Genomic DNA, 23,497 nt, shown 5'->3' with positions numbered 1-23,497 from the left:
CAGCAATGGCGTAAGACGTATTGATCTTTCAGGCAGTTAGCGGGCTGCGGGTTGCAGTACTTCCCGGTATAAGGATTGTTCTCTGGAGAGTTTTACCCAGGCAATTCCCCTGATAATTGCGCTGTGTTTCCGTATGAATCACAGGCAACCGACACTCTGCGCCTCTTAAGCGAGCGACAACCGTGAGGTTGGCGACGTGAATAGACACGAGGCCATCGGTTCATACCCCGGAAAGCGTCACCTTGCCCGCAGCTTTGTCGTCAATGTAAGAATAATGAGTAAGTTACGATGAAAAGAATGTTAATCAACGCAACTCAGCAAGAAGAGTTGCGTGTCGCCCTTGTGGATGGGCAGCGCCTGTACGATCTGGATATCGAAAGTCCTGGACACGAACAGAAAAAAGCGAACATTTACAAAGGCAAAATCACCCGCATTGAACCAAGCCTTGAAGCTGCATTCGTCGATTACGGCGCTGAGCGTCACGGTTTCCTTCCTCTTAAAGAAATTGCTCGCGAATACTTCCCTGCCAACTATAACTCCCACGGTCGCCCGAACATCAAAGATGTTCTGCGCGAAGGTCAGGAAGTTATTGTTCAGATTGATAAAGAAGAACGTGGCAATAAAGGCGCTGCGCTGACCACCTTTATCAGCCTGGCAGGCAGCTATCTGGTACTGATGCCAAACAACCCGCGTGCGGGTGGTATCTCTCGCCGTATCGAAGGCGACGATCGTACCGAGCTGAAAGAAGCGCTGGCAAGCCTTGAGCTGCCGGATGGCATGGGGCTTATTGTTCGTACCGCAGGCGTGGGCAAATCTGCCGAAGCCTTGCAGTGGGACTTAAGCTTCCGCCTGAAGCACTGGGAAGCTATCCAGAAAGCAGCTGAAAGCCGCCCAGCTCCATTCCTGATCCACCAGGAAAGTAACGTCATCGTGCGTGCTTTCCGTGACTATCTGCGTCAGGACATCGGCGAAATTCTGATTGATAACCCGAAAGTGCTTGAGCTGGCTCGCCAGCACATCGCGGCACTGGGTCGCCCGGATTTCACCAGCAAAATCAAACTGTACACCGGTGAAATCCCGCTGTTCAGCCATTATCAGATTGAATCCCAGATTGAGTCCGCCTTCCAGCGTGAAGTGCGCCTGCCATCCGGTGGTTCTATCGTTATCGATACCACTGAAGCGCTGACCGCAATCGACATCAACTCCGCACGTGCAACACGCGGTGGTGATATTGAAGAAACAGCCTTCAACACCAACCTTGAAGCAGCCGATGAAATCGCCCGCCAGTTGCGCCTGCGCGACCTGGGTGGCCTGATTGTTATCGACTTCATCGATATGACCCCTGTACGCCACCAGCGTGCGGTTGAAAACCGTCTGCGTGAAGCGGTACGTCAGGATCGTGCGCGTATCCAGATTAGCCATATCTCTCGTTTTGGCCTGCTGGAGATGTCCCGTCAGCGTCTTAGCCCATCACTGGGTGAGTCCAGCCATCACGTCTGCCCACGCTGTTCTGGTACAGGTACTGTTCGTGACAACGAATCACTGTCCCTGTCTATTCTGCGTCTGATCGAAGAAGAAGCGCTGAAAGAGAACACCAAAGAAGTCCACGCCATTGTTCCGGTGCCGATTGCCTCTTACCTGCTGAACGAAAAACGCGCGGCAGTCAGTGCAATCGAAGCGCGTCAGGGCGGCGTGCGCTGCATCATCGTGCCAAACGACCAAATGCAGACCCCGCACTACCATGTGCTGCGCGTCCGTAAAGGCGAAGAAACCTCTACGCTGAGCTACCTTCTGCCTAAGCTGCACGAAGAAGAGATGGCGTTGCCTGCTGATGAAGAGCCTGCCGAACGCAAACTGCCTGAGCAGCCTGCATTAGCGACCTTCATCATGCCGGAAGCACCACCAGAAACCGCACTGGAAAAACCAACTGAGAAACCTGCTGCACAAAAACCTGCTCCAGAAGCGGTTAAAGCACAGCCTGCTCAGCCTGGTCTTCTGGGTCGTTTCTTCGGCGCACTGAAAAAGATGTTCGCAGGCGAAGAAACACAGCCGGAACAAGTGCAGGAAACGCCGAAAGAGGCGAAACCAGAGCGTCAGCAGGATCGTCGTAAACGTCAGAACAACCGTCGCGATCGCAATGACCGTAACGATCGTAACGAGCGCCGTGATAACCGTTCCGATAACAACGAAGGCCGTGAGCAACGCGAAGACAACCGTCGCAACCGTCGTGAGAAACAACAGCCAAACGTTGAAGATCGCGAAATTCGCCAGCAGGCGGGCGATGAGTCTGAGAAGAGCAAACAGCGCGACGAGCAGCAGCCTCGCCGTGAGCGTAATCGTCGCCGTAACGACGATAAGCGTCAGGCTCAGCAGGAAGTTAAAAACCTGAACCGCGAAGCGCCTGTTGAACAGCCGGAAACTGAGCAGGAAGAACGTACTCAGGTTATGCCGCGCCGTAAACCGCGTCAGCTGTCCCAGAAAGTTCGTTTTGCGTCAGAGCAAACGGAAGAGACGGCAATCGTCACTGCTGAAACCGTCGCTGAAATCGCGCCGAACACCCAGCTGGCTAAAGTAGACTTGCCAGCCGTGGTCGACAACAGCGCAGAGCAGGATGAAAACGCTGAAGGCCGAGATAACGCCGGGATGCCACGTCGCTCCCGTCGTTCTCCTCGTCACCTGCGCGTAAGCGGTCAGCGTCGTCGTCGTTACCGTGACGAGCGTTATCCAGCTCAGTCGCCAATGCCATTAGCCGTAGCCTGTGCTTCCCCGGAAATGGCCTCGGGTAAAGTCTGGATCCGCTATCCGGTTGCACGCCCAGAGCAGCTGGTTGAAGAAGCGGTTGTGGCTGAAGAGATCGTCGCTCCAGTTGAAGCTGTGCAGGAAGTGGTAACAGAAGCAGCAACCGTTGTTGAGCCTCAGGCTGTTGAGAGTGCTCCTCATGCGGTTGTCGTTGAAACGACCCATCCGGAAGTAATTGCTGCGCCGGTTGATGACGCTGTGCACATCATCGCGGAAGAAGACACTGTGGTTGCTGAGCAGGTGGCTGAAGAAGTTGAACCTGCCGCACCGGTTGAAGAGATCGTTGAAGCTGTCACTGAAAACGTGGTCGCCGAAGCACCAGTTGCAGTTAAAGCTGAACCTGTCGTTGCCGAAGCCATTGTTACAGAAGTGAAGCCTGAACCGGTTGTCGAAGTGGCTGCTCATGCTCACGTTGCCACTGCGCCAATGACGCGTGCGCCAGCGCCAGAGTACGTTCCGGAAGCACCTCGTCAGAGCGACTGGGTTCGTCCGAGCTTTAACTTCGACGGCAAAGGCTCTGCCGGTGGTCACAGTGCAACGCAACAGGCGACTGCACCGGCTACCCGCCCACAGTCTGTTGAGTAAGCCTGCGTAAAATAAGAAAAGCCGACCTTCGGGTCGGCTTTTTTATTGCTACTGCCCGGGTTTTCTCATGCCGGCAATGTCCGGCATCACCTGGCGCATCATCTCCAGAAAACGCCGCAGGCGCGCCGGGTAATAGCGTGACCACGGATAAACCAGATGCACAGGCAACGCCGCAGGTTGCCAGTCGGAAAGTAAATGCACTAGCCGCCCTTCCTGAATATCCTCTTTGACCGTCCAGCTTGAAACAACCGCCACGCCCAGCCCGCTCAGCACGGTATTGCGTGCCACATGCAGGCTATCGGTACTCAGTCTTGGGGTGATGGCAACACGCGCGGGCAACTCAGAAACGCCATCGAATAACTCGACATGGCGCTGATAGAAGGTGTTGATCGCAATCCACGGCAGCACAGAGAGATCTTCCGGGGTTTTCACTGGCGCAAACTGAGCCAACAGCTCCGGCGATGCCACCACACAGCGCGGGACCTCTGCCAGCAGCACAGAAACGGTCGCTGGATCGATTTCTGCCCCCACGCGGATGGCACAATCGAGGTTGTCGCTCAGGAAGTCGACCGACTTATCATTCAGCATCCACTCAACGGACAATTGCGGGTAGCGCTGCAAAAATTGCGTGAGCGGTTTCAGAAGCTGATCCTGCCCGAAAGCATGGGGTGCACGTACCCGCAGTACGCCAACCGGTACATCTTCGGTCTGCCCGACTTCATCTTCCAGCGCCAGCCAGCTATCAATCACCCGCCGGGCATGTTGATAACAGCGCTCGCCATCATCCGTTAATTTAGTTGCATGGGTGGTACGGAGCAACAACCGGACACCCAGAACGGTTTCCAGCGATTGCAGACGTCGGCTGACTGTCGCCTGCGTTGTGCCAAGCTGCCTTGCTGCCGCAGACAACGAGCCCGACTCCACGATGCGAACAAACGTCCGCATCAACTCAACCCTGTCTATACGCTCAGTTCGTTTCATTATTTTACTGGTAATACGTTTAACGTATAAGCGTTTTACCACCAGGCCGTCTACCACCACAAGGCTGACTGCGAAAAAATGTCCTCACACTATGACTGAGGAACGTCTTATGAACACAACAACTGCCACCCATGCCGTAAGCCGCTGGGTTATTTTTATGCTGGCGATGGGTGCCGGATTCAGCGTGGCATCGATTTACTATGCCCAGCCTCTGCTGCCCCTGATGGGTTCAGACCTGCATTTAAGCATCGAAGGCATGGGTCTGGTACCCACGCTGACCCAGGCAGGCTATGCGCTTGGTATTCTTTTCCTGCTGCCGCTTGGCGATCGCCATGACCGCAGAACGCTAATCCTGATAAAGAGTGCCGCACTGGCCCTCTTCTTACTGGGCTGTAGCCTGACCGGGCAATTGCATTCCCTGCTGCTGGCAAGCCTGTTAATCGGGATGGCCGCAACCATGGCACAGGATATCGTCCCTGCGGCAGCCATTCTCGCGCCGGAAGGTAAACAAGGGAAAACCGTGGGCACGGTCATGACCGGTTTGTTACTGGGTATTTTGCTGTCGCGTACCGTCAGCGGCGTGGTGGGTGAAGCCTTTGGCTGGCGCGTCATGTATCAGCTGGCCGCCGTCAGTATTGCCATTATCGGCGCGGTGATGTGGGCGGTACTGCCGCGTTTTGCGACCCACTCAACACTCAGCTATCCGGCACTGATGCGCTCCATGGAGCACCTGTGGCGTCGTTATCCGGCCCTGCGCCGTGCGGCTCTGGCTCAGGGTTTCCTTTCCGTGGCGTTCAGTGCGTTCTGGTCAACGCTTGCCGTAATGCTGTTTGAGCGCTATCACCTGGGCAGCGCCGTTGCTGGTGGATTTGGTATTGCCGGTGCGGCGGGTGCACTGGCCGCACCGCTGGCGGGAGGGCTGGCGGACAAACTGGGCGCGGGTAAAGTCACCCAGCTTGGTGCGGTACTGGTGACCGTCTCTTTTGCCCTGATGTTCCTGATGCCTGCTCTTGGCACACACGGGCAATTGTTCCTGATTGCACTGTCCGCCGTCGGTTTCGACCTGGGTCTGCAATCGAGCCTGGTGGCACACCAGAACCTGGTTTACAGCCTGGAGCCTCAGGCACGCGGTCGTCTTAACGCCCTGCTGTTTACGGTGGTCTTTATCGGGATGGCGCTGGGTTCAGTAGCGGGCACGAACATCTATTCTCTGGCAGGCTGGTCTGGCGTGGTAGCGCTGGCAACCCTGTGTGGCGCCATTGCACTGGTGATCCGCTTGATTGAAAGCGCCCGTGTGATGTCTGCTCAGGCTGAAGCGTTATAAAAAAAATGCCCAATCCAGATACGGATTGGGCAGTCAAAACATGTCCAGTTTCGAGACATGTTCTAAGAGGTCAAGATGTTACTTGTTCATCTGGAACAGAGACATGCCCTGCATATCGCTGAAGGCTTTATAAGACGCCTGCAATGCCGCCTGCTGCATGGTGTAAGACGAAATCACCGAGTTCCAGTCAACGTCAACCAGGTTGCTCATCTGCTGAGTTTGCCCCAACGCACGGTCATCACCCAGCGCATCCAGTTTATCCAGCTCATTCAGCTTCGTACCCAAATCAGCGCGCACCGTCAGGACGTTATCCAGGGAGTTGCTCAGGCCACGGTTGGTTTTATCAACTGCAGCGGTCAGAGCGTCAGCGGCGGTCTGGTCGTCGGCAATAGGGGTATTCAGTGCGGCAATCGCTGTGTCCAGGATCTTGAACAGGTTCGTTTCCGGGGCACTGCCATCTGGCTCTGGTTTCGCGCTGCTGGTGAACTTATCGAAAACTTCAGAGCCGGTATGGCTGATTTGCATTGAACGTGCTGAATCAACCTGCTGACTGATTGGCGTCGTGCCGCCAGCGTAAGTACCGGTCGTTGAATCAAAGGCTGCCGCTTCGGTTTTGTAACCGGCAAAGATATAGCGGCCATTACCGTCGGTGCTGTTCGCCAGGTTCATCAGCTGATCGCGGATACCCTGGAGGTCAGTCGCCAGTGAAGCGCGGTCGGTATCACTCAGCGTGCCGTCACCCGCATACACGATCTTTTCCTGCGCGCTCTGGATAGCCGATGTCACCTGCGTCAACACGTTCTCTTCAAGAGAGACTTTGGTCGTTGCGAAGGTACGCGCCAGTGCATACTGACTGTTCTGGGTTTGCGCCTGAGACAGGACAACAGCCTGAGACGCGGCAATCGGGTCATCGGATGGGCGGTTTACACGCTTACCGGTAGACATCTGTTCGCCATAACCGAGCCAGAGACTCTGGGAGTTTGTCACCCCACGCATACTCTGCTCATACATCATTTGAGTGCTAATACGCATTTTTCACTCCGGTCCTTAGCGAATATTGATTAACGCATCAAAGAGCGTGCTGGCAGTCTGAAGTACCTGCGCATTCGCCAGGTAATACTGCTGATAGCGTTGCAGGTTGCCGTATTCTTCGTCCAGGTTAACCCCGGAGATAGACTGCTGCTGCTTGGTCAGCTGCGTCACGACGTTAGTCTGCGTTTCGCTACTGGTTTTCAGCGATGCGGTGGTGCTACCCACCGTACTGACCAGTGCAGCGTAGGCATCGTTGAAGGTCTTATTGCCACCAACCACTTTGGCGCTTTGCAGATCCAGCAGTTTTTGACCGTTGGTGTTATCGCTATCGCCACTGCCGCTGGCAGATGCCATTGCCAGTTTGGATTCGTCGCTAATCGCCAGATCCATATTGATGATGACATCGTTCACCGGCTTCACCACGAAACTGTCTTTGGTGTTAGCAGAACCGCTGATGTTGACGTTCAGGCCGTCAAACGACAGGTTGCCGCTGGCATCAGCCGTTGCGGTAAAACTGGTTTTATCCGCCAGACGCGTTACGGTCCAGTTCGTGCCGTTGTATTCGACTTTGTAGTTAGTCGCCTGCACCGCAGAGCTGTCGGTTACGCTCGCCGTCACAGCTGCACTGCCGGTATTTCTGCTGTTGCTCAGTACTGACGGAGATCCATAATCAAACAGTTTGCCGCCCGCATCGCCATTCGCATCAAACCCGGCTTCATGCTGGGTATTCATGGCATCGGCAAACGCCAGCGCCATCTGGTTCAGGGAGTTACGTGCTTTATCCAGATCCTGAGAACGGAAGGTTAACAACCCGCCCAGAGAACCGGAGGTTATCTGTTTTTCCGGGATCTCAACGTTGCCAGAAGCCGCATCTACATACGCAACAGTGATACGCGAAGGATCAGCGCTGGACTGAACTGCCGCCAGCTGATTCGCGGTGCTTCCCTGAACCAGGGTATAACCGTTCGCGAAGGAGATGTTGTAAGTACCGCTGTCCTGCACGGCCACTTCAACACCCACAATCTGGTTCAGGTTATTGACCAGCTGGTCACGCTGATCGAGCAGTTCGTTCGGGGATGAACCAGCACCCACACCAGTCAGACGTGAAATCTGATCGTTGAGGTTCGCGATTTGCTTCGCGTAGGCGTTGATCTGGTCGACGCTGCTGGTGATAGAGGTATTAACCTGCTTATCCTGATCGCGCAGATACTGATCGTTAACTTTGAACTGGTTAACCAGGCCATCGGCTTTGCCGAGTACCGTCTGACGCGCAGCCGGATCTTCTGCGTTACTGACCAGCGTTTGCAGGCTGGTAAAGAAGTCCTGCAACGTCGTGGACAGCGAGTTTGTGGTATCAGAGAGCACGTCATCAATTTTCGACATCTGCTGATAACGCGTTGTCAGCCCGCTGTTCTGGGTATCTGCCGCACGCAGCTGGTTAGTGATGAATGCATCATACTCACGCTGAACGCCGGAGACATAAACCCCGTTGCCAACCCAGCCACCGCCTGTCAGCGTGCTGTTAGAGGCTCCCAGAATGGTGTTCTGGCGAGTGTAACCGGCCACGTTGTAGCTTGAAATATTATTACTGACGGTATTGAGTGCCGCCTGTGCAGCACTGAGGCCACTCATGGCGCTGTTAATCAAACTGGACATGGGGGTTCCTTTTATACTTTCAGACACGAGTCCTGATGAAGGTTATCGGCAGCCTCCACCGGGACTTGAGAACTTTCAGAACAGATTTTCGAGATCTGTGCTATAGGCTTTGCTGACTTTCTCGCCCATTGATTTCAGCTGCTGGATCATACTGGTGAGCTTACGCGCATAGTTTGGATCGGTGGCGTAGCCCGCATTCTGCAACGCTTGCGCGCCCTGCTCCGGCGTTGCCGCCTGGGTCACGGCGGTATAGCGCGGGTTGCGGCTCAGAACGTTCACGTAATCCGACAAGGCTTCCAGATAAGAGCTATACACACGGAATTTCGCTTTCACTTTCACGGCAGCGCCGTTTTCGTATTCCGTGGTGGTTATCTCGGTGGTTGGCCCTTTCCAGTTGGCGTTGGCCTTAACGCCAAAGATGTTAAAGCTTGGCTCACCGTTTTCTTTACGGATCTGACGTTGCCCCCAGCCCGACTCCAGCGCAGCCTGCGCCAGAATCAGGTGATGCGGTACGCCGCTCTGCTCACTGGCAAGCCGCGCAGGCAGGGAAAGCTGAGCCAGGAAGTCCTTGCTGTCACCGGAAAGCGGCTCGTCACTGTTATCCGTCGCCTTCGGCATCGCTTTACGCACCATCTGCGTCAGCGCCTGGTTCTGATAACTGGTCACCGTTTCCAGGTCAAACTTCATCGGCACCTGCTGCGGCTGCTCTTCCTGTGCCTGCACACCCTGCGCGGCTTCGGTCTGTTTCACAATCATGTCAGCCAGACCTAAGCCCTTCCCGGCCGTCATCTGCTGCGCAATCTGCTGGTCATACATGCTGGTATAGAGTCGCGTTGAGTCGCTGCTGAAAATCCCGTCTTTCGGCAGGGTTTCACGCATACTTTTCAGCATCATCTGTACAAACATCCCTTCCACCTGGCGGGCGACCGGGCGAATATTCGCCGATGGATCTTTACCCGCTTTGGTTTTCAGTTCGTTGAGCGACTGGGCATCCCAGGCGGCACTGGTCAGCAGTTTGCTATCGGTCAGCATTAGATGATTTCCACTTTGGCACGCAGGCAACCTGCAGTTTGCATCGATTGCAGAATGGACATCAGATCTATCGGCGTTGCGCCCAATGCGTTCAGCGCACGTACCACGCTATTCAGGTTGGCACTGGAGCGCACGCTTTGCAGCGAACCGCCGCTCTGGCGCATATCAATCTGCGTTTGCGGCGTCACAACCGTCTGGCCGCCACCAAATGGCGTATTCGGCTGGCTGACGTTCGCGGAACGGTTCACCGTCACCGAGAGGTTACCCTGCGCCACGGCACAGCTGTCCAGCATCACTTCACGGTTCATCACCACAGAGCCTGTACGCGAGTTAATAATGACTTTGGCATCCTGAAGCGGAACGTTCACTTCCATATTCTGGATATCCGCCAGCATCCGCACCTGGTTGCTGCTGCCTGTAGAGGTACGGATCTGCACGGTACGTGCGTCCAGCGCGGTTGCGCTGCCATAGCCACGGCTGCGGTTGATGGTGTCAGCAATTTGCTGCGCCATCGTGAAGTCTTCATTATTCAGTTGCAGGTTAATGGTGTTACCGGAACCGAACTGGGTTGGCAGTTCACGTTCGATAATCGCCCCGCCGGTAATACGCCCGCCGTTGAGCTGGTTCACCTGCACGCTGCTGCCGCCCGCGGATGCACCCGCCCCACCGACCAGGATGTTCCCCTGCGCCAGCGCATACACCTGGCTATCAACACCTTTTAATGGCGTCATCAGCAGCGTACCGCCGCGCAGGCTTTTGGCGTTACCCATAGAGGAAACGACCACATCAATGGTTTGCCCCTGGCGCGCAAACGCCGGGAAAGAGGCGGTGACCATTACCGCGGCCACGTTTTTCAGCTGCATGTTCGTGCCCGCCGGTACGGTAATACCAAGCTGGGAGAGCATGTTGTTTAAGCTCTGGGTGGTGAACGGTGTCTGGGTGGTCTGGTCACCCGTACCGTCCAGCCCCACGACCAGGCCATAACCAATCAATGAGTTTTCACGTACGCCCTGTACGCTGGTCAGGTCACGAATACGGTCTGCCTGAGCAAAGGTAGCCACCAGCGCCAGCGCCGCTGCGAAGAGGAATTTAAACATGAGTTACCTCGCTTACATCGGCGATAAGTTAAGGAAGAAGCGCTGCAGCCAGCCCATATTTTGCGCTTCGTTGATGTAGCCGTTGCCGACGTACTCGATGCGCGCATCCGCCACCTGGGTGGACGGTACGGTATTGGTGCCGCTGATGGTGCGAGGGTTAACCACACCGGAGAAACGAATGAACTCAGTGCCCTGGTTGATGGCAATCTGTTTTTCACCCACAACGTGTAAGTTGCCGTTAACCAGAACCTGGTCAACCGTCACCGTCAGCGTACCGCTGAAGGTGTTGCTGGCATTTGCGCCACCTTTACCATTAAAGGTGTTACCGCCAGATGCATCAACATCGGCACGCGCATTGCCAAACAGGCCCTGCAGATAGCGTGGTACGGTGTCGAAGCCAAAATTAGTTTTGCCATCGCGGCTGGCGTTCGCCGACGAACTCTTGCTCGCACTGACGTTTTCCTGCAACACAATGGTCAGGGTATCGCCGACGTTACGTGGGCGACGGTCTTCAAACAGCGGCTGATAGCCATAGTTAATCGGCTGCGCGGTCTGGAAAATTGAACCGTTCACGACTGGCGAAGGGCCAGGAACGGGTTGGGCGGTCGTCGCACCCTCAACCAGTGGTTTAGACGGGACCCAGGCACACCCACTGAGGGTAACAGCCAGCACAGTCAGTATTGGATAACGAAACGCCGCGTTTTTTTGCATTGCCTTCATCTTCGAAAACAGGGAGCCGGTGTGGCAGTTACCACACCGGGCTACACCTTAGAGTTGCGTCAGTTTTTGCAGCATCTGGTCGGTCGTCGACACTGCTTTACTGTTAATTTCATACGCGCGCTGAACCTGGATCATATTCACCAGTTCTTCCGCAACGTTAACGTTCGAGGTTTCGACATAACCCTGATACAACAAACCTGCGCCGTTCAGGCCAGGCGTGCTTTCATTTGGCGTACCGGAGGATTGCGTTTCGGTGTAGAGGTTCTCACCAATGCTTTCCAGACCAGTATCGTTCATGAAGGTGGTCAGGTTGAGCTGCCCTACCTGCACCGGGTTGGTCTGCCCCTGCTGCGTTACGCTGACCACACCATCACGTCCGATGGTGATGCTCAGGGCGTTCGCCGGGATAGTGATCGCAGGCTGAACCTGGAAACCACCCGCTGTTACCAGCTGGCCGTTCTGATCAACCTGGAAAGAGCCATCGCGAGTGTAGGCAGAGGTTCCGTCAGGCAGCTGCACCTGGAAGAAACCCTGACCTTTGATTGCCACGTCTTTACTGTTGTTGGTCTGAGACAGGTTGCCCTGGCTGTGCAGACGCTCGGTCGCCACCGGACGAACACCTGTACCTATCTGCAAACCGGACGGCAGCGTGGTTTGTTCAGAAGACTGAGCACCTGGCTGACGAATAGTTTGGTAAAGCAAATCTTCGAAAACGGCGCGCTGACGCTTGAAACCATTGGTACTGACGTTTGCCAGGTTGTTGGCAATAACGTCCATATTGGTTTGTTGTGCGTCCAGGCCCGTTTTCGCGATCCATAAAGAACTGATCATAAGAAGTCCTGTTAACTCATAGCCAGAAGTTGGTTAGCTTTGCTCGCGTTTTCATCAACGCTGCTGATAATTTTCATCTGCATTTCAAAACGACGGGCGCTGGCGATCATATCGGTCATGGCTTCAACCGGTTTGACGTTACTGCCTTCCAGCACACCAGACATCACACGAATACTCGGATCAGCCTGTAATGTGGCACCGCGCGTGGCTTGCGCCGCCTGGGTCAGACGGAACATCCCGTCATCACCACGCTGCACTTCTTTACCTTCCGCTTTAACCAGCTTCAGACGACCGACAGGCGCAACGGTGTTTGCCGGGTCACCTGGGTTTAATGCCGAGATGGTCCCGTCAGCAGCGATGGTCAGCTCTGAGCCTTCCGGTACGGTAAGCGGGCCAGCTTCACCCATAACCGGGTGTCCCTGGATCGTCAGTTGCCCGGTGGCGCTCACCTGGATATTACCGTTGCGGGTATATCCCTCGCTGCCATCGGCAGTTTGCACGGCCAGCCAGCCGTCCTGCTGAAGCGCAACGTCCAGTGGACGCGAGGTGTAATCCATCTGACCCGGCGTCATATCCGCACCTGGTGTAGAAGCCGTTACCAGCGTACGCGTGGGTAACGACAGCCCTTCTACCGGCACGGCGCGCAGCGCATTAAGCTGCGCACGAAAACCCGGCGTAGAGGCGTTCGCGAGGTTGCTGGCGGTGACGGCCTGCTGATTGAGCGTCTGGCTTGCGGCGCCCATCGCTGTATATATTGCGTGATCCATTGCGCTTTCCTGTTAGCCGCTTAACGCAGGTTAACCAGCGTGTTGAGGATCTGATCCTGAGTTTTGATGGTCTGTGCGTTCGACTGATAGTTACGTTGAGCAACAATCATGTTCACCAGCTCTTTACTCAGGTCAACGTTAGAGGCTTCCAGGGCACCGTTAGTCAGCGTACCGAAGTTACCGGTTCCTGCTGTACCCAGCAGCGCAACGCCGGATGACTGGGTTGCAGACCAGACGTTATCGCCTTCAGACTGCAAACCTTCGTTGTTAGCGAAGTTTGCCATCACGATCTGGCCCAGAACCTGAGTCTGTTCGTTGGAGTAGTTACCCACAACGGTACCGTCATCGTTGATCTGGTAGCTCACCAGGTCGCCAGGCTTGTAGCCGTTCTGAGTGGTCGCCACAACGTTGTTGGAACCGGTGTTCTGCTGCATGGAGTTCAGGAAGCTCAGGTTGAACGATGCAGGGGTTGCGCCACTGACTGAATCGGTAACGATATTGATAGACGGGGTGGTGTTGGCGGTAGTCGCCAGTGACCAGGTTTGCGGCGTGGTGCCAAGCGCAGTGTAGTTATACACGCCTGCCAGGTTACCGTTGTTGTCAAAACTCATCTGCGCCGCTTTGTTCGCAGTAGCGTTAGCAACGCTTGCATCCTGGGTATACAAATCCCAGGTGTTGTCCGCGGTTTTGACATAGTAAACGCTCATATTATGTTCGTTACCCTGGCTGTCATAAACCGTGACCGAACCCTTCTTGTTGTAGCTGTCCGCGTTGGTCGGATCAAATGCCACTGTCGGGACATCGTCCGTGGAGTTCAGGTTGATCTGCTGCGTTGCCGTGGTGGTCGATTTCGCGGCCATCAGGGTATTCGGAATCGAAATAGGCTGCGGGTTCGCACCGGTCTGTACCGATGGCGGTGTACCCGCAACAGGGTAACCGGTCAGTTGCAGACCCTGCATGTTCACCAGGTTACGGTTTTCATCCAGTTTGAACTGGCCGTTACGGCTGTAGAACACGGAACCGTTCGCATCAACCATACGGAAGAAACCGTTCTGGCTAATTGCCACATCCAGGCCACGACCGGTGTTGGTGGTGGTGCCGTCGGTGAAGTCCTGAGTGATGCCTGCAACTTTAACGCCCAGGCCTACTTTGGAACCGGCAAACATGTCTGCAAAAGAGGCAGAGCCGGATTTAAAACCGTAGGTCGCGGAGTTGGCGATGTTGTTGCCAATGACATCCAGGTTGGTGGCCGCAGCATTCAGGCCGCTGACCGCTTGAGAAAAGGCCATGACTTACTCCTGATAAGTGTTAAGGCTTAGATAATCTGCCGAACTTCGTCGAGTGTGGTGGTACCTGTGGTACCCAAATCCAGTTTGTTGCCGTCGCTGCCTTTAATCACGCCCTGCACCAGGCCAAACTGAAGTGGTTGTGCAACCAGCTGAGTGGTCCCGCTACTGGCCGCGATAGAAACGGTGTAAGAACCGTTCGGCGCAGTGGAGCCATCGGTCGCGCTGCCATCCCAGGTAAAGGTGTGAACACCGGCCGACAGTGCACCAATATCAATGGTACGAATCACGGCTCCGGTGGAGTCTTTAATCGTGGCGGTAACTTTGTCAGCAGCCTGTTGCAGCTCCACGCCAAACGGTGTAGTAGAGGTGGTTGTCGAGCCATCGGTAGTGGTGCTTCCGGCAAGCACCGTGGTGCCAGGGATCATAACGCCGTGGCCAATCAGGTTCGCCGCCTGAAGCGACTGGCTGCTGTCGATTTGGCCGGATACTGAACCAAGGGTGGTGTTGAGCTTTTCAATGCCGCTAACGGTACTGATCTGCGCAAGCTGCGTGGTCAGTTCGTTGTTCTGCATCGGGTTGGTTGGATCCTGGTTCTTCAGCTGCGCCACCAGCAGCGTCAGGAAGCTGCTTTGCAGATCGGAAGCACTGCTTCCCGTCAGGGAGCTGGAGCTGGTAGAGCTGGTACTGGTTACGCCCGAGTTAGTGGTGTCATTCACATTGACGGCGATGGACATGCGTGTCTCCTTTACTGGCCGAGAGTGAGTGTTTTGAGCATCATGCTCTTCACGGTATTAAGCACTTCGACGTTGGCCTGATAGCTACGCGAAGCCGACATGGAGTTGACCATTTCACCGACCACATCCACGTTTGGCATTTTCACGTAACCACTGGCGTCGGCGAGCGGATTACCCGGCTCGTAGACCAGTTTGTCCGGTGCCTGGCTCTCTACCACGTCAGAGACTTTCACGCCGCCCGTCGCCGCACCTGGCGCAGCATCGACCTGAAAGACAACCTGTTTTGCGCGATAAGGCTGCCCGTCCGGGCCGGTCACGCTGTCGGCGTTTGCCAGGTTACTGGCTGCCACGTTCAGGCGTTTGGACTGCGCTGTCAGCGCCGAACCGGCGATATCGAAAATATTCAGCAAGGCCATGAATTAGTTGCCCCCCTGGAGGACGCTCATCATGCTTTTGATTTGTCCACCGAGTACGCTCAGGCCTGTCTGGTACTGAAGGCTGTTATCGGCAAACTGTGTACGTTCCCGGTCCATGTCTACGGTGTTACCGTCGAGTGAAGGCTGATCGGGGACGCGATAAAGTAAGTCAGTGGTTGGCGCAGTCATCGCCTGAGCGGGAATATGGCGTGAGGATGTCAGTGCAAGCGCAACCCCTGTCCCTTCGGTACGTCCCCGCTCCATCACTTTTTTAAGCTCACTGGAAAAATCAATATCGCGCGCCTGAAACCCGGGGGTATCCGCGTTAGCGATATTGGCGGCTAAAATTTCCTGCCGCTGGGCGCGTAAATTGAGCGCTTCCTGCTGAAAACGTAAGGCAGCGTCGAGTTTATCGAGCATGTCTCCTCCGCTGATGGCAAAATTTCAGTTCACAGCTTAAATCTCAACCCGTCTGCCTTATCGACGGAATAAGCGCAAAATGCGTCGCTATTTATTGCGTTGATGCAAAACCACTGAAGGTAGAATCCTCTCAATTCTGAAAACGGTGGAACGTGCGATGCGGACGTTGAAACATGGCCTTGCGGCAACCTTATTGTTTTTAAGCCCCTTTGTTCAGGCAGATAATGTTCAGGCCGACAATAGTCAGGCCAATGGCCTTAGCGACCAGTTGACGAGCTTCTTTGCCCAGCAGCTGGCGGGCTTTAGCGATGACGTCACGGTTATCGTGCGCACACCGCCCAATATGTATCCTTCCTGCGACCAGCCCTCTTTCAGCGTGACCGGCAGTGCAAAACTGTGGGGCAATGTGAACGTGCTGGCGCGCTGCGCCAATGAAAAACGTTATTTACAGGTTGCAGTTCAGGCGACGGGCAATTATGTTGTCGCCGCCCAGCCTATCGCCCGGGGAAGCGTGTTACAGACAGGCAGCGTGACGCTAAAGCGTGGCCGCCTGGACCAGTTGCCGCCTCGCACCATGCTCGACATTAATCAGGCGCAGGACGCGGTAAGCCTTCGCGATGTCGCCCCAGGCCAGGCCATTCAGCTGTCTATGCTGCGCCAGGCATGGCGAGTAAAAGCAGGCCAGCGGGTGATGGTCGTAGCCAACGGAGATGGGTTTAGCGTCAACAGTGAAGGCCAGGCGTTAAATAACGCCGCCGTTGCACAAAATGCCCGTGTGAGGATGTCCTCAGGCCAGGTGGTTAGCGGAACTGTCGATACTGATGGGAATATTCTGATTAACCTATAATCTTTTTAAAGATTTCGCTGCGACTGCCGATAAATAATCAACTAATGATGATGTCAGGCGCAAACGCCGCGAACCCTCGATGAGGACAACATAATGAGCATTGATCGTACATCAGCCCTAAAACCGGTTAGCAGTGTACAACCTCGCGAAACGAATGACGCTACGCCGCAGAAAACGCGTCTGGAAAAACCGTCGACTGCAAACAGCACCAGCGTCACCCTGAGCGATGCGCAGGCGAAACTGATGCAGCCAGGCAGCAGCGATATCAACATGGACCGTGTTGAATCACTGAAAACCGCTATTCGTAACGGCGAGCTGAAAATGGACACCAGCAAAATCGCTGATGCACTGATTCAGGAAGCGCAGAGTTTCTTACAGAGTAACTAACCGTATGAGTCGACTGCCAGAAATACTGGATCAAATGACGGTTGTCCTGAACGACCTGAAAACGGTAATGGATGCAGAACAACAACACCTGTCTTCCGGTCAGATCAACGGCAGCGCGTTGCAACGTATTACCGAAGACAAAAGTTCGCTCCTGGCGACGCTGGATTACCTGGAGCAACAGCGACGCGCGGAACAAGATCCGCGACGCAGTGCAAACGATGAGATTGTCGAACGCTGGCAGACTATTACAGAAAAGACCCAGCACCTTCGCGACCTCAATCAGCATAACGGCTGGCTGTTAGAAGGACAGATCGTTCGTAATCAGCAGGCGCTTGAAGTGTTAAAACCCCATAAAGAAACGGGGCTTTACGGCGCAGATGGTCAAACATCCAGTGCGAGAATTACGGGCGGGAAAAAGATTTCGATTTGACGTTTTAACGGCGAATCAGGGAACGGGGAGCACCATCGGGTGAACTCCCCTTTTGGCGTTTATGCCGTACGGCGGGCAAACTCTTTCACTTTAAACCCAAGTACTGCAAGCGTTGCGAAGTAAGCCACAATACCGACCACCACTACAGCCATCAGACGCAGCAGGCGATAAGGCATCGTACCCTGGGCCCAGTCTGGCATCACGTACATCATGCCGAGTAACGCCGCTGACATCACCAGCACCGCAATCAGTAAACGCACCAGGAAACTCGCCCATCCCGGCTGGGGGGTGAAGATATCCTGTTTACGCAGCTGCCAGTACAACAGCCCGGCGTTCAGGCAAGCCGCAAGGCCAATCGACAGTGACAGGCCGGCATGTTTCAGCGGGCCAATAAACGCAAGGTTCATCAACTGCGTCATGATCAGGGTCACGATGGCAATCTTCACCGGGGTTTTAATGTTCTGACGGGAATAGAAACCGGGAGCGAGCACTTTAACGACAATCAGCCCCATCAGCCCCACTGAATAGGCCACCAGCGCGCGTTGAGTCATGGCGGCATCAAAAGCGGTGAATTTTCCGTACTGAAAAAGAGAAACGGTCAACGGTTTAGCGAGGATCCCTATCGCCACCGAAGCAGGCAACGCCAGCAGGAAGCAAAGACGCAAGCCCCAGTCCATCAAACGGCAGTATTCATCATGATTGCCGCTGGCGAAGCTTTTCGACAGCGATGGTAGCAGGATAGTCCCCAGCGCAACGCCCAGCACGCCTGACGGGAACTCCATCAGACGGTCAGCGTAATACATCCAGGAAACGGAGCCGGACACCAGGAAAGAGGCAAAGATGGTGTTGATGATAAGCGAGATCTGGCTAACGGATACGCCCAGGATCGCCGGGCCCATCTGCTTAATCACCCGCATCGCCCCGGCATCGCGGAAGTTAACGCGCGGCAGCACCAGCATCCCAATTTTTTTCAGATGCGGCAACTGATAGGCCAGCTGTAATACACCGCCCACGGTAACGGCCCAGGCCAGCGCCAGAACCGGTGGATTAAAATGCGGGGCCGCGAACAGCGCAAAGCCAATCATGCTGACATTAAGGAACGTGGGCGCAAACGCCGGAACGGAGAAGCGGTTCCAGGTGTTCAGAATGGCACCAACCAGTGAGGCCAGCGAGATAAGCAGAATATAAGGAAAGGTAATGCGCAGAAGCTGGCTGGTGAGGGCAAATTTATCGGCCGTATCAGTAAAGCCTGGCGCCGTCACCATAATTACCCAGGGGGCCGCCAGCATCCCGATAACGGTCACTACCGCCAGTGCAAGCGTCAACAGGCCAGAAACATAGGAGACAAAAACGCGGGTGGCATCTTCGCCCTGCTTGCTTTTATATTCCGCAAGGATGGGAACAAACGCCTGTGAAAATGCCCCTTCGGCAAAAATACGGCGCAGCAAATTCGGCAGCTTGAACGCGACGAAAAAGGCGTCAGTGGCCATCCCAGCGCCAAAAACCCTTGCCACAATGGCATCGCGCGCAAAGCCAAGCACGCGGGAAAACATGGTCATCGAGCTGACTGCCGCCAGCGATTTTAATAAGTTCATTAACGTGAATTTCCAGAACCATACGGATTTGTAGGCCGGGTAAACGAAAGCGCCACCCGGCAAAGCCAACGAGCGGCGCTTAGTCTAACCCGATTTCAACGAATTACTATCCGCAGATGTTACAGCGAGTTATTCACTCATGGCATCTCGCCAGAGCCTTTCCACAATACGCTGCGCCAGGATTGCCTGCTCGCCAGAGGTTTCCGGAACCGTCTGATTTTGCACGCAGGTGATAAAGTGACGCGCACACCCGACAAAGCCACGTTGCTCGAGCGTGCTCTGCCACCCTGGAACGGGCTGCATCACCACGCCGTTGCCCTTCTCTTCCCGCCACTCGCGCATATCGGTAATGTCATACAATGCGCCATCGGTAACGGCCTGCACCGATTCCCGCTGGCTTCCTGCCCGGCGGTGCATACTGGTTGTTACCTGGAGATGATCCACCGAAAAGTGATGTTCGGCATACACCATTTCGCCCTGCTCGCTGGTTAACAGCGTTCCGCTTTTCAGCTGCGCGTTGCCGTTGGTGAGCCACAGTGCGGTGTCCACAACATGCAGATAATCATCGAGCAACGTAAAGCGCAGATCGTTCGGCCCAATGCTGTCAGTACGGTGCTTGTCCATGCGCAGCGAGGCAAGGTTCCCGGACTGGGCTTTGAGTTGCTGATAGAGTGGCGCAAAGCGACGGTTGAAACCCACCATCAGTTGCAGGTTTTTGCTGGCCGCAAGGTCAATAAGGCGCTCGGCATCCTGAACGTTTTCCGCCAGCGGCTTATCCACGCAGACATGCACACCGGCGTTCAGCAATTCGCTGACCACCTGATAATGCGTTGAGGTTGAGGTATGCACAAACACCGCATCACAGTCGCGGGCTAAATCCAGCAGCGAGTTGGCATACGGGATGCGCCAGGTATCACAGATGCGCTGCGCTTTTTCGCGAGTAGGCGACCACGCCCCTTGCAGCGTCCAGTCCGTCGCTGCGCCTAATACCGGCAACCAGGCTTTTTGAGCAATACCGCCAAGCCCGACGACTCCCACGCGTAATTTTGTCACCGTTAATCTCCCAAATGAGCAAGCAAGGCATCCAGACGCTGTTTAAGCCCGGCGACTTCTTCTTCAAGCGCTTCCACTCGCGCCGTCAGGCTGTCATTGCCCTCTGGTGCATCGGTTTCGGTATAACTGTCCAGCGGTTCCACATCACCGCTGAACAGGTGCATAAAGCGGCTTTCGCGCTTGCCCGGCTCCCGCGCAAGGCGTTGCACGTAAGGGCCATCTTCGCGTGTCGCCAGCCCTTCCAGCGTTTGCTCGACTTCCTGCATATCGCTGAATTCATGCATTCGGGAGGCACGTGAACGCAGTTCGCCAGGGGTTTGCGCGCCACGCAACAGCAGCGTGGTGATGACCGCCACTTCTGCGCTACTTAATTTGAGATCGCCAAACTCGGAATTACAAAAACGTTGTTCGTACTTGGTCACCCGGTTGCCAAACCCGCTCACCGTGCGCAGATAATGCCGTTTGACCAGCGCGTCCAGTACATCCTGCACGTCGTGTTCACCGAGATTCATCACCGGCTCGCGGTTGGTCTTTTGATTACAGGCCATGGTCACCGCATTCACAGATAACGGATATTGCTCTGGGGTGGTCACCTGCTTTTCAAGCAGGCAGCCAATGACCCGCGCTTCGGTGGCGGTTAACTGATATTTCATCTTTTCTCCTTAACGACCTGCTGTCCAGTCTGGGGTGGTTAACGCCGTCAGCACATGGTCACGCCATTCACCATCGATAAGCAGATAATCTTTGGCGTAACCTTCTTTCTCAAACCCTAAACGCGCCAGCAAATTTCCGCTGCGTTGGTTATGCGGCATATAGTTCGCCATGATGCGATGAATGTGTTGAGTGCGTTGCATGTAGCGAATTGCCGTGGTCAGCGCTTCAAACATCAACCCCTGACCTTGCCACTTCTGTCCGATGGAATACCCAAGATAACAGGCGTGAAATGACCCACGCACTACATTGGAAAAGTTAGCGATACCAACGATCTCTTTTTCTTCCGGGTCCAGCAGCGCAAAATAGAACGCACTACCTTGCTTGTGAAACTCCGTAATCATACTGAGCCGCGCCTGCCAGCCTGACGGGTAACAATGGCTCTCATCCCGAACGGGTTCCCAGGGTTTTAAAAACTGGCGATTCTCGGCGTAATAATCCGCCAGACGCCAGGCATCACGCTCATGCACCAGACGGACGACAAGCCTGTCCGTTGTCAGGCGCACTTTTGGCACATTACTGCGATAGCCAAACATCGATACCACTCCTTCCCGTCGCTTCTGCTCTACCCATTAGCTTTACTATACCTGCGCCTTTGCCGTCTGTGAAAACAGTGACATACCATTTTGACCTCTTTTCACATTTTTCGATGAGAAGTCTCTATCAAAGCACCCTTTTGATAAAAAAATATTGTCGCTGGCGGGGTGGGAAAAAGCCTGACGACCCCGCAGAATATTAGCGTGCTCACCATCTTCTTTTCCCTGGAGGGGAAATGTCCCGCGTATCACAGGCCAGGAACCTGGGTAAATATTTCCTGTTAGTCGATAACATGCTGGTCGTGCTCGGCTTTTTTGTCGTTTTTCCGCTTATTTCGATTCGCTTTGTCGATCAAATGGGCTGGGCGGCATTAATGGTCGGCATCGCGCTGGGTTTACGCCAGTTTGTCCAGCAGGGGCTGGGCGTATTTGGTGGGGCTATCGCTGACCGTTTTGGTGCCAAACCAATGATTGTCACCGGGATGTTGTTACGCGCGGCAGGTTTCGCCACCATGGGAATTGCGCATGAACCCTGGCTGCTGTGGTTCTCCTGCTTCCTTTCCGGTATCGGCGGCACCCTCTTCGATCCCCCACGAACGGCACTGGTGGTCAAGCTGATCCGCCCGCGCCAGCGAGGCCGCTTCTTCTCTGTGCTGATGATGCAGGATAGCGCCGGTGCGGTGGTAGGCGCACTGCTGGGAAGCTGGTTGCTGCAATATGATTTTCGTCTGGTGTGTGCCACCGGCGCAGTGCTCTTTATTCTGTGTGCAGCCTTTAACGCATGGCTGCTGCCTGCATGGAAATTATCGACGGTAAAAGCCCCAGTGCGTGAAGGTCTGGGCCGCGTGCTACGTGACAAACGCTTCGTCACTTATGTACTGACCCTGACGGGCTATTACATGCTCGCGGTTCAGGTCATGCTGATGCTGCCCATCATGGTCAACGATATTGCCGGCTCACCCGCGGCCGTCAAATGGATGTATGCCATTGAAGCCAGCCTCTCATTGACGCTGCTTTATCCGATTGCTCGCTGGAGCGAACGCCGGTTTCGTCTTGAGCATCGGCTGATGGCCGGGCTGCTGCTGATGACCCTGAGCATGATGCCGATTGGGCTAGTGAATACCTTGCAGCAGCTCTTTATGCTGATATGCACGTTCTACATCGGTTCGATTATCGCCGAACCGGCGCGTGAAACGCTGAGTGCCTCTCTGGCAGACGCCCGCGCCCGTGGCAGCTATATGGGGTTCAGCCGTCTTGGGCTGGCCTTTGGCGGTGCGCTGGGCTATGCCGGCGGTGGCTGGCTGTTTGATGCGGGCAAAGCGCTGAATCAACCAGAGCTTCCGTGGATGATGCTGGGCGTGGTGGGCTTTATTACACTTCTTGCATTGTGGTGGCAGTTCAGCCAGAAACGCAGTGCGCGCGGGATGCTCGAGCCTGGCGCATAACCTCTCTGTTCGGCGGGAGCGCTCTCCCGCCCTTCTTTATCAGTTTTTTCTGCTGGTTTCTGCCAGATCTCACTGACATACTGACGCATCAGGACAGAAGCGCCGATATTTTTTTGAGGAACGCCATGAAGAAGATCGTCTTTGCCGCAGCATTCGTCGTTAGTGGCCTGCTGGTGGGTTGTAACCAGCTTACGCAATATACCGTCAGTGAGCAGGAGATTAATCAGGCGCTGGAAAAGCATAACAACTTTTCAAAAGACATTGGCGTGCCGGGCCTTGCCGACGCGCATATCGTGCTGAGCAAGCTCACCAGCCAGATTGGGCGTGAAGAGCCGAACAAAGTCACCCTTACCGGTGATGCAGACCTGGACATGAATTCACTCTTCGGTAGCCAGAAAGCGAATATCAAACTCAAGCTCAAAGCACTGCCGGTCTTCAATAAAGAGAAAGGGGCCATCTATCTGCAAGAGATGGAAGTGGTGGATGCAGTGGTTTCACCCGATAAGATGAAACCGGTGATCCAGACCCTGATCCCCTACCTCAACCAGTCGCTGAGTAGCTATTTCAACCAGCAGCCAGCCTATGTTCTGAGTGAAGATAAGAGCAAAGGCGAATCGCTTGCCAAAAAATATGCAAAAGGGATAGAGGTGAAACCGGGAGAAATCATCATTCCATTCACCGATTAACCCCAGGGGCGCTCAGGCGCCCTTTTTTTTACGGAAATGTGTGCAAACGAAAACGTTTCCGCTTATGATTTGTGTCCGGCAAAAACGGCCATCCCAATGACTGATTCCTGACAAGCCGGAGCTC

General features: G+C 54.9%; 23 protein-coding genes. 7 read left to right on the top strand and 16 right to left on the bottom strand.

Translation table 11 applies throughout. The features are described 5' to 3' along the window. The first annotated feature begins 288 nt into the window (after nt 1–288). Nucleotides 289–3,384, top strand: coding sequence for a ribonuclease E (rne, locus tag ACS603_RS13085; RefSeq protein WP_474944391.1), 3,096 nt, complete (start codon nt 289–291; stop codon nt 3,382–3,384). A 48-nt stretch (nt 3,385–3,432) separates the two neighbouring features. Here the strand turns inward: rne and ACS603_RS13080 are convergent, their stop codons facing one another. Beyond that, nucleotides 3,433–4,365, bottom strand: coding sequence for a LysR family transcriptional regulator (locus ACS603_RS13080; protein WP_474944390.1), 933 nt, complete (start codon nt 4,363–4,365; stop codon nt 3,433–3,435). Between ACS603_RS13080 and ACS603_RS13075 the strand changes: the two genes are divergently transcribed. Beyond that, on the top strand, nt 4,247–5,689 hold the full coding sequence (locus ACS603_RS13075; protein ID WP_474944416.1) for an MFS transporter: 1,443 nt from the start codon (nt 4,247–4,249) through the stop codon (nt 5,687–5,689). The genes ACS603_RS13080 and ACS603_RS13075 overlap by 119 nt on opposite strands. A gap of 78 nt (nt 5,690–5,767) precedes the next feature. On the opposite strand, the gene flgL is transcribed toward ACS603_RS13075, so the two are convergent. The 11 genes from flgL to flgB all read right to left on the bottom strand — a co-directional run bounded on the left by flgL (nt 5,768) and on the right by flgB (nt 15,683). Continuing rightward, nucleotides 5,768–6,721, bottom strand: a complete 954-nt coding sequence (gene flgL, locus ACS603_RS13070) for a flagellar hook-associated protein FlgL (RefSeq protein WP_474944389.1) — start codon at nt 6,719–6,721, stop codon at nt 5,768–5,770. A 15-nt stretch (nt 6,722–6,736) separates the two neighbouring features. Then, nucleotides 6,737–8,377, bottom strand: a complete 1,641-nt coding sequence (flgK, locus tag ACS603_RS13065) for a flagellar hook-associated protein FlgK (protein WP_182060455.1) — start codon at nt 8,375–8,377, stop codon at nt 6,737–6,739. Nucleotides 8,378–8,452: 75 nt separating this feature from the next. Continuing rightward, nucleotides 8,453–9,409 (bottom strand): flagellar assembly peptidoglycan hydrolase FlgJ, encoded by a 957-nt coding sequence (flgJ, locus tag ACS603_RS13060; RefSeq protein ID WP_315688312.1) that lies wholly within the window; start codon nt 9,407–9,409, stop codon nt 8,453–8,455. Beyond that, nucleotides 9,409–10,506 (bottom strand): flagellar basal body P-ring protein FlgI, encoded by a 1,098-nt coding sequence (locus tag ACS603_RS13055; protein WP_182060453.1) that lies wholly within the window; start codon nt 10,504–10,506, stop codon nt 9,409–9,411. The genes flgJ and ACS603_RS13055 overlap by 1 nt, the downstream gene beginning before the upstream one ends. A gap of 12 nt (nt 10,507–10,518) precedes the next feature. Then, nucleotides 10,519–11,217, bottom strand: coding sequence for a flagellar basal body L-ring protein FlgH (gene flgH / locus ACS603_RS13050; RefSeq protein ID WP_182060452.1), 699 nt, complete (start codon nt 11,215–11,217; stop codon nt 10,519–10,521). 57 nt (nt 11,218–11,274) lie between these two features. Continuing rightward, a complete protein-coding gene (flgG, locus tag ACS603_RS13045) occupies nt 11,275–12,057 on the bottom strand; it encodes a flagellar basal-body rod protein FlgG (RefSeq protein ID WP_014069773.1) in 783 nt (260 codons plus the stop codon). Between the two features lie 11 nt (nt 12,058–12,068). Then, the gene (locus ACS603_RS13040; protein WP_109081055.1) at nt 12,069–12,824 is read right to left on the bottom strand and encodes a flagellar basal body rod protein FlgF; all 756 of its coding nucleotides are present in this window, start codon (nt 12,822–12,824) and stop codon (nt 12,069–12,071) included. A gap of 20 nt (nt 12,825–12,844) precedes the next feature. Continuing rightward, a complete protein-coding gene (gene flgE, locus ACS603_RS13035) occupies nt 12,845–14,113 on the bottom strand; it encodes a flagellar hook protein FlgE (protein ID WP_474944388.1) in 1,269 nt (422 codons plus the stop codon). A 26-nt stretch (nt 14,114–14,139) separates the two neighbouring features. Beyond that, the gene (flgD, locus tag ACS603_RS13030) at nt 14,140–14,847 is read right to left on the bottom strand and encodes a flagellar hook assembly protein FlgD (RefSeq protein ID WP_182060450.1); all 708 of its coding nucleotides are present in this window, start codon (nt 14,845–14,847) and stop codon (nt 14,140–14,142) included. Nucleotides 14,848–14,858: 11 nt separating this feature from the next. After that, nucleotides 14,859–15,263 (bottom strand): flagellar basal body rod protein FlgC, encoded by a 405-nt coding sequence (flgC, locus tag ACS603_RS13025; RefSeq protein ID WP_014069769.1) that lies wholly within the window; start codon nt 15,261–15,263, stop codon nt 14,859–14,861. 3 nt (nt 15,264–15,266) lie between these two features. Beyond that, nucleotides 15,267–15,683 (bottom strand): flagellar basal body rod protein FlgB, encoded by a 417-nt coding sequence (gene flgB / locus ACS603_RS13020; RefSeq protein WP_182060449.1) that lies wholly within the window; start codon nt 15,681–15,683, stop codon nt 15,267–15,269. A gap of 157 nt (nt 15,684–15,840) precedes the next feature. Here flgB and flgA point away from each other — a divergent pair, with 157 nt between their 5' ends. From flgA to flgN, 3 genes are all read left to right on the top strand, one after another. Further along, entirely contained in the window at nt 15,841–16,530 is a 690-nt protein-coding gene (gene flgA / locus ACS603_RS13015) for a flagellar basal body P-ring formation chaperone FlgA (protein ID WP_182060448.1), read from the top strand. Nucleotides 16,531–16,623: 93 nt separating this feature from the next. Continuing rightward, nucleotides 16,624–16,917 (top strand): flagellar biosynthesis anti-sigma factor FlgM, encoded by a 294-nt coding sequence (gene flgM, locus ACS603_RS13010; protein WP_182060447.1) that lies wholly within the window; start codon nt 16,624–16,626, stop codon nt 16,915–16,917. 4 nt (nt 16,918–16,921) lie between these two features. Next, nucleotides 16,922–17,347 (top strand): flagella biosynthesis chaperone FlgN, encoded by a 426-nt coding sequence (gene flgN / locus ACS603_RS13005; RefSeq protein ID WP_014069765.1) that lies wholly within the window; start codon nt 16,922–16,924, stop codon nt 17,345–17,347. Between the two features lie 59 nt (nt 17,348–17,406). Here flgN and murJ read toward each other — a convergent pair whose 3' ends face one another. The 4 genes from murJ to rimJ all read right to left on the bottom strand — a co-directional run bounded on the left by murJ (nt 17,407) and on the right by rimJ (nt 21,242). Next, nucleotides 17,407–18,942 carry a murein biosynthesis integral membrane protein MurJ gene (gene murJ / locus ACS603_RS13000; RefSeq protein WP_474944387.1) on the bottom strand — a complete coding sequence of 512 codons (1,536 nt, stop codon included), beginning with the start codon at nt 18,940–18,942 and terminating at the stop codon, nt 17,407–17,409. A gap of 129 nt (nt 18,943–19,071) precedes the next feature. Beyond that, the gene (locus tag ACS603_RS12995) at nt 19,072–19,995 is read right to left on the bottom strand and encodes a Gfo/Idh/MocA family protein (RefSeq protein WP_182060445.1); all 924 of its coding nucleotides are present in this window, start codon (nt 19,993–19,995) and stop codon (nt 19,072–19,074) included. 2 nt (nt 19,996–19,997) lie between these two features. Beyond that, nucleotides 19,998–20,648 (bottom strand): YceH family protein, encoded by a 651-nt coding sequence (locus ACS603_RS12990; RefSeq protein WP_182060444.1) that lies wholly within the window; start codon nt 20,646–20,648, stop codon nt 19,998–20,000. 9 nt (nt 20,649–20,657) lie between these two features. Next, nucleotides 20,658–21,242, bottom strand: coding sequence for a ribosomal protein S5-alanine N-acetyltransferase (rimJ, locus tag ACS603_RS12985; RefSeq protein ID WP_182060443.1), 585 nt, complete (start codon nt 21,240–21,242; stop codon nt 20,658–20,660). A 236-nt stretch (nt 21,243–21,478) separates the two neighbouring features. Here rimJ and mdtH point away from each other — a divergent pair, with 236 nt between their 5' ends. Further along, complete coding sequence (gene mdtH / locus ACS603_RS12980) at nt 21,479–22,687, top strand: multidrug efflux MFS transporter MdtH (RefSeq protein WP_182060442.1); 1,209 nt, start codon at nt 21,479–21,481, stop codon at nt 22,685–22,687. Nucleotides 22,688–22,812: 125 nt separating this feature from the next. Next, nucleotides 22,813–23,373, top strand: coding sequence for a lipoprotein (locus ACS603_RS12975; RefSeq protein ID WP_182060441.1), 561 nt, complete (start codon nt 22,813–22,815; stop codon nt 23,371–23,373). Nucleotides 23,374–23,497: the final 124 nt, after the last annotated feature.

This window comes from Enterobacter sp. Li2LvB3, from assembly GCF_056156645.1.
The sequence above is the reverse complement of the archived record's forward strand: the minus strand, read 5'-3'. Positions and strand labels throughout refer to the sequence as shown.

What these genes read in the sequence shown, in the direction of transcription:
- rne (WP_474944391.1), top strand. Translation starts at nt 289, where the DNA reads ATGAAAAGAATGTTAATCAACGCAACTCAGCAAGAAGAGTTGCGTGTC.
- ACS603_RS13080 (WP_474944390.1), bottom strand. Translation starts at nt 4,365, where the DNA reads ATGAAACGAACTGAGCGTATAGACAGGGTTGAGTTGATGCGGACGTTT.
- flgL (WP_474944389.1), bottom strand. Translation starts at nt 6,721, where the DNA reads ATGCGTATTAGCACTCAAATGATGTATGAGCAGAGTATGCGTGGGGTG.
- flgK (WP_182060455.1), bottom strand. Translation starts at nt 8,377, where the DNA reads ATGTCCAGTTTGATTAACAGCGCCATGAGTGGCCTCAGTGCTGCACAG.
- flgJ (WP_315688312.1), bottom strand. Translation starts at nt 9,409, where the DNA reads ATGCTGACCGATAGCAAACTGCTGACCAGTGCCGCCTGGGATGCCCAG.
- ACS603_RS13055 (WP_182060453.1), bottom strand. Translation starts at nt 10,506, where the DNA reads ATGTTTAAATTCCTCTTCGCAGCGGCGCTGGCGCTGGTGGCTACCTTT.
- flgH (WP_182060452.1), bottom strand. Translation starts at nt 11,217, where the DNA reads ATGCAAAAAAACGCGGCGTTTCGTTATCCAATACTGACTGTGCTGGCT.
- flgG (WP_014069773.1), bottom strand. Translation starts at nt 12,057, where the DNA reads ATGATCAGTTCTTTATGGATCGCGAAAACGGGCCTGGACGCACAACAA.
- ACS603_RS13040 (WP_109081055.1), bottom strand. Translation starts at nt 12,824, where the DNA reads ATGGATCACGCAATATATACAGCGATGGGCGCCGCAAGCCAGACGCTC.
- flgE (WP_474944388.1), bottom strand. Translation starts at nt 14,113, where the DNA reads ATGGCCTTTTCTCAAGCGGTCAGCGGCCTGAATGCTGCGGCCACCAAC.
- flgD (WP_182060450.1), bottom strand. Translation starts at nt 14,847, where the DNA reads ATGTCCATCGCCGTCAATGTGAATGACACCACTAACTCGGGCGTAACC.
- flgC (WP_014069769.1), bottom strand. Translation starts at nt 15,263, where the DNA reads ATGGCCTTGCTGAATATTTTCGATATCGCCGGTTCGGCGCTGACAGCG.
- flgB (WP_182060449.1), bottom strand. Translation starts at nt 15,683, where the DNA reads ATGCTCGATAAACTCGACGCTGCCTTACGTTTTCAGCAGGAAGCGCTC.
- flgA (WP_182060448.1), top strand. Translation starts at nt 15,841, where the DNA reads ATGCGGACGTTGAAACATGGCCTTGCGGCAACCTTATTGTTTTTAAGC.
- flgM (WP_182060447.1), top strand. Translation starts at nt 16,624, where the DNA reads ATGAGCATTGATCGTACATCAGCCCTAAAACCGGTTAGCAGTGTACAA.
- flgN (WP_014069765.1), top strand. Translation starts at nt 16,922, where the DNA reads ATGAGTCGACTGCCAGAAATACTGGATCAAATGACGGTTGTCCTGAAC.
- murJ (WP_474944387.1), bottom strand. Translation starts at nt 18,942, where the DNA reads ATGAACTTATTAAAATCGCTGGCGGCAGTCAGCTCGATGACCATGTTT.
- ACS603_RS12990 (WP_182060444.1), bottom strand. Translation starts at nt 20,648, where the DNA reads ATGAAATATCAGTTAACCGCCACCGAAGCGCGGGTCATTGGCTGCCTG.
- rimJ (WP_182060443.1), bottom strand. Translation starts at nt 21,242, where the DNA reads ATGTTTGGCTATCGCAGTAATGTGCCAAAAGTGCGCCTGACAACGGAC.
- mdtH (WP_182060442.1), top strand. Translation starts at nt 21,479, where the DNA reads ATGTCCCGCGTATCACAGGCCAGGAACCTGGGTAAATATTTCCTGTTA.
- ACS603_RS12975 (WP_182060441.1), top strand. Translation starts at nt 22,813, where the DNA reads ATGAAGAAGATCGTCTTTGCCGCAGCATTCGTCGTTAGTGGCCTGCTG.